Origin of the sequence: Limobrevibacterium gyesilva (assembly GCF_025989185.1) — a bacterium.
Classification (GTDB): Bacteria; Pseudomonadota; Alphaproteobacteria; order Acetobacterales; family Acetobacteraceae; genus Limobrevibacterium; species Limobrevibacterium gyesilva.
The window spans coordinates 51118-58862 of the sequence record NZ_JAPDNT010000029.1 but is presented as its reverse complement, the minus strand read 5'-3'; the positions used below and the strand labels follow the sequence as shown (position 1 = coordinate 58862).

6 protein-coding genes and 2 pseudogenes are annotated in these 7745 nt (G+C 67.8%); all 8 read right to left on the bottom strand.

Annotated elements, in window-relative coordinates; genetic code table 11:
- Nucleotides 1–288: 288 nt before the first annotated feature.
- Complete coding sequence (locus OL599_RS21315; RefSeq protein WP_264716028.1) at nt 289–870, bottom strand: NAD(P)/FAD-dependent oxidoreductase; 582 nt, start codon at nt 868–870, stop codon at nt 289–291.
- A gap of 49 nt (nt 871–919) precedes the next feature.
- Nucleotides 920–1441: pseudogene (locus OL599_RS26185) on the bottom strand (FAD-dependent oxidoreductase); the annotation flags it as partial.
- Nucleotides 1442–1559: 118 nt separating this feature from the next.
- Nucleotides 1560–1748, bottom strand: a pseudogene (locus OL599_RS26180) (ATP-binding cassette domain-containing protein); the annotation flags it as partial.
- A 93-nt stretch (nt 1749–1841) separates the two neighbouring features.
- Nucleotides 1842–3419 carry a gamma-glutamyltransferase gene (gene ggt / locus OL599_RS21305; protein WP_264716026.1) on the bottom strand — a complete coding sequence of 526 codons (1578 nt, stop codon included), beginning with the start codon at nt 3417–3419 and terminating at the stop codon, nt 1842–1844.
- On the bottom strand, nt 3419–4204 hold the full coding sequence (locus OL599_RS21300) for an enoyl-CoA hydratase/isomerase family protein (RefSeq protein ID WP_264716024.1): 786 nt from the start codon (nt 4202–4204) through the stop codon (nt 3419–3421). Before OL599_RS21300 ends, ggt begins: the two co-directional genes overlap by 1 nt.
- Nucleotides 4205–4219: 15 nt before the next feature.
- A complete protein-coding gene (locus tag OL599_RS21295; protein WP_264716023.1) occupies nt 4220–5491 on the bottom strand; it encodes an aspartate aminotransferase family protein in 1272 nt (423 codons plus the stop codon).
- Complete coding sequence (locus OL599_RS21290; RefSeq protein WP_264716022.1) at nt 5488–5886, bottom strand: RidA family protein; 399 nt, start codon at nt 5884–5886, stop codon at nt 5488–5490. Before OL599_RS21290 ends, OL599_RS21295 begins: the two co-directional genes overlap by 4 nt.
- The gene (locus tag OL599_RS21285; protein WP_264716021.1) at nt 5883–7742 is read right to left on the bottom strand and encodes a hydantoinase B/oxoprolinase family protein; all 1860 of its coding nucleotides are present in this window, start codon (nt 7740–7742) and stop codon (nt 5883–5885) included. The genes OL599_RS21290 and OL599_RS21285 overlap by 4 nt, the downstream gene beginning before the upstream one ends.
- Nucleotides 7743–7745 lie beyond the last annotated feature (3 nt).

Sequence of the window (7745 nt, the reverse complement as noted above, 5' to 3'; positions counted from 1 at the left end):
AAACGCTCGATATCGCTGACCGCATCATGCTCATGCAGCATGGCTCGGTGACCTATGAGCGGGATTCGGCGGCAACGTCGGTTGAGGAATTGATGGACATCCTGCGGCGTGAGTACCGCGCGCGAAGACCCGCATGAAGAACGCCCGGCGTCGGCATTCCTGACGCTGCAGCGTTTCTACGATCATCTGTGTTGTTGAAGGATGGTCGAGGAGATCGCGCAGCCTGGCGCGACGGTCCCGGCCGTTGCCCGCCTGCATAGCATTGATGCGTCCCGGCGTGTCGCCGCCTTACCCGAACCGGTCCAGTCCGTAGCTCTTCACGCCAGCTGGCCGCCGATCATTGCTGCGTATCAACGAGGCCAGCAGCCTGCCGCTGGGCGGCCCCGCCGTCATGCCGAAATGGCCGTGGCCAGTGCAGAGGAACAGCCCCGGCCATGATGCCACCGGCCCGATGAGCGGGAGCGAGTCCGGTGTGCTGGGCCTTGTGCCCATCCATAGCCGGGGCGTACCGTGCCTGAGGCCGGGGAACAGCGCCTGCGCATGGGTCAGCAGGCGTTCGGCGCGGCGATCGTCGGGCGGATCGTCCTGCGCCGCGATCTCCACCGTCCCGGCGGCGCGCAATCCTTCCTCCATCGGCGTCATGGCGAAGCCGCGGCTCTTCATCGAGATCGGCATCGGCAGCGTCACCGAGGGATCCGGCAGCGAGGCGTGATAGCCCCGCTCCGCCTGGATCGGTAGCGCGACGCCCAATGGCTTGAGCAGCGGCACCGACCAGGCGCTGGCGGCGACGACGATCGCATCCCCGGCGTGGTTCGCCACATTGGTCATGGCCATCCACCCGGGGCCTGCGGTGGGGATCAGCTTCAGCACGTTCGGCCAGCACCCGGCCCCCTTCGGCGCGCAGCGTGTCGGCCAGCGCCGTCACCGCCTTCACCGGGCTGACGACATGGCCGTTGTCCGGCATCATCACCCCGCGCGTGACACTGGGTGCCAGATCGGGGAAGAGCTCGCGCATCTCAACGCAGTCCAGCACACGGGTGCGGATGCCGAAGCCCTCGCGCAGCGCCGCCGACAGCGCGTCCTTGCCCGGCGCCGGACCTTCCCAGGTATGCATCTGGCCGCCGCGGCGAAACAGCGTCTCCACGCGCGAGGCGCCCAGCAACTCGGTCCAGCAGATGACGCTGTCCTGGTGCAATGCGCGCAGGCCGCCATCAACCTCCCGCACACGCGGCGCGCGCCCGGCCATGATCCAACGCATCAGCCAGGGCAGCGCCGGCACCACCTGCTTCGGCCGGATCGCCAGCGGACCAAGCGGATCGGTCAGCCAGCGCGGCACCTGGCGCAGCATACCCGGCTGCGCCTGCGGCATATACGCATCCGGGCTGATCATCCCGGTATTGCCGAAGGAGGCGCCTCCCGCCAGCGGCAGCGGGTCCAGCACCGTAACCTGGTGTCCGTCGCGCCGCAGATACAGCGCAGCGCTGAGCCCGGCGCAGCGCCTCACGCCGCTTCACGCCGCGCATTTCCAGGCCGAAGGCGACATTGCCGGCGACCGAGATATACGGGAACAGCGCATAGTTCTGGAAGACAAGGCCCATGTTGCGCGCATAGGACGGCATGGCGCTGACATCGCGGCCGGCCACCATGATGCGCCCGGCGCTGGCCGGGATCAGGCCGCCGACGATGCGCAGCGCTGTCGACTTGCCGCAGCCGAACCGGTCACTCCGTAGGGCCGATGGTATGAGCACCGCCGACAACTCATGACGTTTCGATGGCAGCAGTTCGTTTCACGGACTATAACAATCCCTGCGGTGGCCGCGCAAAGATGGATGCCGGCCCCGTCAATACCCGATGGCGCAGCCGTCCTGGCGGGGTTCTGACCCGGCGATGCGGACGCCGTTCGGACGGAGGGCGATTATCTGGGCGCCGCCAAAACCGCGGTGGCCAGGACGGCGGATGATCTCGTGACCCCAACTGGCGAGGGTGGCGTATGTCGGCTCCGGCAGGCCGTCCTCCAGCACCACGCGGCGATTGCCTTCCCACCAGAAGCGCGGTGTGTCGATCGCGGTCTGCACGTCCATTCCGTAGTCGAGCAAGTTGACCAGCAGTTGCAGGTGGCCTTGCGGTTGCATGAACCCGCCGGTGACGCCGAAGACATGGGTGGGCTTTCCATCCTTGAGTGCCATGGCGGGGATGATCGTGTGGTAGGGCCGCTTTCCGGGGGCCAGGCGGTTCGGGTGGGCAGGGTCGAGCGAGAAGCCGGTGCCGCGGTTCTGCAGGACGAAGCCAAGATCGTCGGCCGCCCAGCCGCTGCCGAAATCGCCGTAGACGCTGTTGATGAAGGAGACGGCGTTGCCGGCGGCATCGACCACGGCGAGGAACACCGTATCCGACGGTGGCGGTGGACCGACCGGCGGCACCGAAGCAGCTGGCGGGACGCGAGCCAGCAGCGCGTCGATGTCGAAGGGGGCGAAACGCGGATCGGCGACCTGGGACGCGGCCTCGGTCATGCCATACTTCATCGCCTCGATCAGCAGGTGCCAGCACGCCGGCCCGTCTCGGTCGAGGCGCGCGAAGTCGGTGTGCTCGATCGCTTTCAGCGCGAGCAGTGCGGCGATGCCCTGGCCGTTCGGCGGGCATTCCAGGACGTGGTGTCCGCGATAGACGACCCCGATCGGTTGCTGCCATTCCGCCCGGTAGCCAGCAAGATCGTCGCGCGTCAGCAGGCCGCCGGAGGCGTCGGAAAATCGCACGAGCCGCTCGGCGATGGGGCCAGCGTAGAAGGCGTCGCGGCCGCCCTCGGCCAACAGGCGCAGCGTGTCGGCCAACACCGGCTGGACCATGATCTCCCCGGCACGCGGCGCGTTTCCGTCGATCAGCAGGTGCCGGCGCGACCCCGGATGCGCGCGGAGCAATGTTTCACTCTGCTGCCACTGTGCCGCGTCGCCGGGGGCGACGGGAAAGCCGTCGCGCGCGTATTCGATCGCGGGCGCCAGTACGTCGGCCAGCTTCATGGTGCCGCAGCGCGCCAGCATCTGGCACCAGCCGTCGACGCATCCCGGCACAGTCCAGGACAGCGGGCCGTGTTCGGGCATGGCGAGGAAGCCGCGGGCGCGGTAATCCTCGAGTTGCGCGGCGCGCGGAGCGGGGCCGCTGGCGTTCAGCGCCAGCACGGCGCCGGTCGCGGCCTCATGGATCAAGGCGAAAGCATCGCCGCCGAGGCCGGTCTGGAACGGCTCCGTAACGCCAAGCACGGCGGCGGCGGCAACGGCGGCGTCGATGGCATTGCCGCCTTGCAGCAGCATCCGCATCCCAGCCTGACTCGCCAGTGGCTGCGCCGTGGCGACGATGCCGCGGCGTGCCAGTACCGGCGAGCGGCGTGAGTTGAAGCAGGCAACGTTGTAGGCGGGTTCTGGCATCATCGTCCCCTGAAGATGGGCGCGCGCTTCTCCGCGAAGGCCAGAGGGCCTTCGCGCGCGTCCTCGGTGCGGATCAGTTGCAGGAATTCCGCGTGCTCTGCCGCCATGCCGGCGGCGAAGCCGTGGTCGATGCCGTGCCGCACGGCGCGCTTGATCGCCTGTGTGGCGAGCGGGCCCTGGGCTGCGATGGTGCCGGCCAGCGTCAGCGCCGCTCCGAGAAGTTCTCCTTGCGGCACGATCCGGCTGACCAGCCCGAGCCGCAACGCCGTCTCAGCGTCGATCGGTGTGCCGGTCAGCAACATCTCCATGGCCATGCTGGCGGGAATCGCCCGCGGCAGGCGCTGCGTTCCGCCGGCGCCGGGCATGATCGCCCAGCGGACCTCGGCAAGGCCGAACATGGCATTCGGCGCGCACAACCGGATGTCGCAGGCCAGCGCCATCTCCAACCCGCCGGCGAGGCAGTGACCATTGACGGCGGCGACGAGGGGTTTGTCGAAGCTGCGGCCGCGCGCCAGGCCGCCGCCGAAATTCCACACGGCGGAACTGGCGTCCGCCTCGGCCGCACGTCGCATGCCGGGGATCAGCGTCTTGAGATCGGCACCGGCGGAGAAGGCGGAAGTTCCGGCGCCGGTCAGCACGGCGACACGCAATTGGGCTTCGGCCTCGAACAACTCCCACGCCGCGGCCAGTGCCGCGTTCATCGGCGCGTCGATGGCGTTCATCGCTTCGGGGCGGTCGATCGTGACGACCAGCACGTGGCCATTCACCTCGGTCCGGATGGACATGTGCGATTGCTCCGCTCAGTGCCGCGGTCGGGCAGTGTCCAGCAGGTCAAGGGCGCAATCGAGCCGCCGGCAGGTTTCGACAATCGTCGCGTCGTCGAATACTGTGGCCAGAGAGAAGTATCCGCCGGCGCCGGGCTGAAGACCGCAGATCAGGCAAGCGAGGTGAAAGTCAAGATCGATGGTGTAGTCGGCGTAATAGTCGCGCTTCTGCAACCCCTCAGCGGTGAAGGATATGCCGACGACCGATCCGATGCCGGTGGTCTCGGCCGGCAGGCCACGCCGCGCGATCGCCGCGTCAAGATGGGCGCGGATCGTCGTGGCCTGGTGGTTCATCTGCAGGATCGCGTCGCGCGTCAGGTGCTCGAGGGTGACCATGCCGGCGCGGGACGACAACACATTCCCGTTGAACGAGCCGCCGTGATAGAGCGGTTCGGTGTTCCCTGGGCCGAACACCCGCATGATCTCGCGCGGGCCGCACACCGCGCCTGTGGGGATGCCGCCGCCGATGAACTTGCCGAGTGCGACGAGGTCGGGCTTGATGGCAAAGAATTCGCTGGAACCGGCGGGCGCCAGACGGAACATCAGGCAGTCGTCGACAATGGAGACGATGCCGCTGTCGCGGGCGAAGTCACAGACGGCCTGCAGGAACCCCTGTGGCGGCGGGACGACCGCGCCGGTGATCAGGGTCGGCTCGATGATCACCGCGGCAAGCATGTCGCGATGCCGGCGCATGGCATCGAGGAATCCCTCGGTGTCGCCGAATTCGCGGATCAAGACTTTTCCTCGGATTTCGCCCTGGCCGTGCAGGCCGGCCTCGAGATCGGGATAGGTGCCGTGATAGGCGCTGCCAGCTTTCAGGATCAGGTCGCGGCCGCGATGCCGGCGGGCGATCTTTACGGCGAGCATGTTGGCTTCCGAGCCGGAATTGGTGAAACGGACCTGGTCCACGCCGGGGATGCGCCGGCGCAGCATTTCCGCGAACTCGATCTGGGCGAGCGACGATCCCGGCCATGCCCAGCCCTGCTGCGTCACCCGCGCAATTTCTTCGGTGACTGGCGGGTAGGCATGGCCGTGGATCAACGACATGCCGTTATAGGCGAAGTCGATGTAGTCGTTGCCGTCGATATCGTACAGGAACGCACCAGCGCCCCGCTGGTTCATGACGGGATAGGGAATGTGGTAGCCGAAATTGCGGCTCACGCCGCCGGCAACCACGTCGAACGAGCGTTCCATCAGCGTCGCGGAGCGCGACGTGCGGCGCTGGTACTCGGCCAGGATCGCGTTCATGCGGCCGCTCCTGTGGGCAGGAAGGCGACGGCGTCGATTTCGATTGTCGCGTTCAGCAGCAGGCCGGCAACCTGCACCGCTGTGCTGGTCGGCGGATTGTTTGGAAAGATCTCGCCGCGAATACGGGAGAACACGCCGTAGGGCGCAAGGTCGGTCAGATAGGTCTTGATGTTGACGACATGTTCCATGCCGGCGCCGGCCTTGCCAAGTGATTCGCGGATCCGCTCGAATGTGGTCCGGACCTCAACCTCGAAGGTGACGTCGCCCTGCGCCGGCGGCAGTGGCACGCCGACCTGGCCGGAGATGAAGATCCAGGTGCCGGCGGGGGTGACGATGCTGAGCGCCTCGCTGAAGCTCGGCGAGATCGTGCTTGGCACATGTTTGAGGAAAGTCATGGTGCAGCCTTCCTGGATGAAGTGGGAGCAGAGAGGGTGACGCCAGAGGCAATCGCGCCCCGGTCGTCGCTTTCGCCGTTGGTGATTTCGAGCGCCCAGCCGCGCATGCCGCGATCGATGGCGGGGCCGCGCCGCGCCATCGTTGCACGCAAGGATGCTGTCGCAGCCGCGTCCAGGCGGGCATCCGCGCCGATGACGACGCCGTAGAGCTTGCGCGCCGCTTGCACCGACACCTTGCCGTCGCTGACATCATCGAACACGGCCGATGGCGGGCGGTCGAGCGGATCGCCGTGGCCGCCGCCGCCGCCCGTCAGCCCGACGACGCGCTCGCCAGCGCTCAGGCGGAAGATGAGTCGCCCCGGGACGGTGTCGCGGCTGCCGTCGGCGCGTTCGACCAGCGTGGTCCAGCGCGCGCCCGGCCAGCCGCCGCCGAGGCCCCAGGGCGGTGTGAAATGCCGGTCGCTGCGGTGGCTGACGGTCACTTCACCGCGACGCAGTTCGACGACACGCTCGACGCCAAGTCCGCCGCGGAATTCACCGGCGCCGCCAGAATCGATGCGCAGCCGGTTGGCCCAGATGCGGACCGGGAAGTCGATTTCCGCTGCCTCGGCAGGGATGTTACGGCTGTTGCCGATATCACAAGCCATGTGGTCGACGCCATCGGAATGCCAGGTCGCACCGGTGCCGCCGGTCGTGCATTCCATGTAGACGAAGGCGCGCCCGGTATCGGCATCGAGCCCACCCCAGCTCATGCACAGATCGGAACCATGCGGCGCCGCAGGCACACGCCGCGGCAGCACCGGCGATAGCGCGCCCATCAGCGCGTCCACCACCCGTTTCAGCGTGTGATAGCGGATTCCCACCGGGGCGGGTGCAACCGGTGAAAGGATCGAGCGCTCAGGGACGCTGACGGTGATCGGCCGGAAGGCGCCCGAATTGCCGGGAATGGCGGCGCCGAGCAGCGCGTGCACCGCGTAGTAGACGGGCGCGAGCACGGCGCCGGGCGGGCAGTTGGCCGGACCCTTGGCCTGCGGGCTGGTGCCGGCGAAGTCGACATGCATGCCCGCCGCGCTCACCGTGACGGTGACGGCGATGCGCAACTGGCGGTCGAGGTCGATGCCGTCGCTGTCGATGATGTCCTCGAATGTGTAGGTCCCCGGCGGAATCCGTGCGAGCTCCGCCCGGGTGAGGCGTTCGGCGTGGTCGAGCAGGGCGGGCACTACGGCTGCGAACAGTTCGAGTCCGTGGCGGTCGATCAGATGACCGAGGCGGAGGGCGGCGGTCTTGCCGGCGGCGACCTGAGCCATCAGATCGCCATAGACCATGTCAGGAACGCGCACGTTGCGGCGGAGGATCTCCACCAGCGTCTCGTTCAGCACGCCCTGCGCATAGAGGCGCGTGGGCGGAATGACGAAGCCCTCCTGCAGCAGTTCGGTCGCGTTGGCGGGCATGCTGCCCGGCGCCATGCCGCCCATGTCCTGGTGGTGGCCGAGCGAGCAGCCGATGGCGATCAGGACTCCTTCGGCAAACACCGGCACCATCACGATGACGTCGGGCACGTGGGTGCCGCCATTGTACGGGTCGTTGAGCACGAACACATCGCCCTCGCGCATCGTCGCGGCGGGAAAGCGTGCCAGCACGTGCTGGGCGGCGGGCAGGAAGGCGGCCAGATGGATGGGGTTGGAGACAGCCTGGGCGATCGTTTCGCCGGCCGCGGAGAACAGCGCGCAGGAACAGTCGCCGCCCTCCTTCAACATGATGGAGTAGGCGCTCTTCAGCAGAGTATTCTGCATTTCCTGGGCGATGGCGTCGAGCCGGTTGCGGAAGACCTCGAGCGTGACGGGATCGATCTTCATGGC

Bases quoted from the DNA above. Each gene is read 5' to 3' on its own strand.
- ggt (WP_264716026.1), bottom strand. From the start codon at position 3,419: ATGCCAGAACCCGCCTACAACGTTGCCTGCTTCAACTCACGCCGCTCG.
- OL599_RS21300 (WP_264716024.1), bottom strand. From the start codon at position 4,204: ATGTCCATCCGGACCGAGGTGAATGGCCACGTGCTGGTCGTCACGATC.
- OL599_RS21295 (WP_264716023.1), bottom strand. From the start codon at position 5,491: ATGAACGCGATCCTGGCCGAGTACCAGCGCCGCACGTCGCGCTCCGCG.
- OL599_RS21290 (WP_264716022.1), bottom strand. From the start codon at position 5,886: ATGACTTTCCTCAAACATGTGCCAAGCACGATCTCGCCGAGCTTCAGC.
- OL599_RS21285 (WP_264716021.1), bottom strand. From the start codon at position 7,742: ATGAAGATCGATCCCGTCACGCTCGAGGTCTTCCGCAACCGGCTCGAC.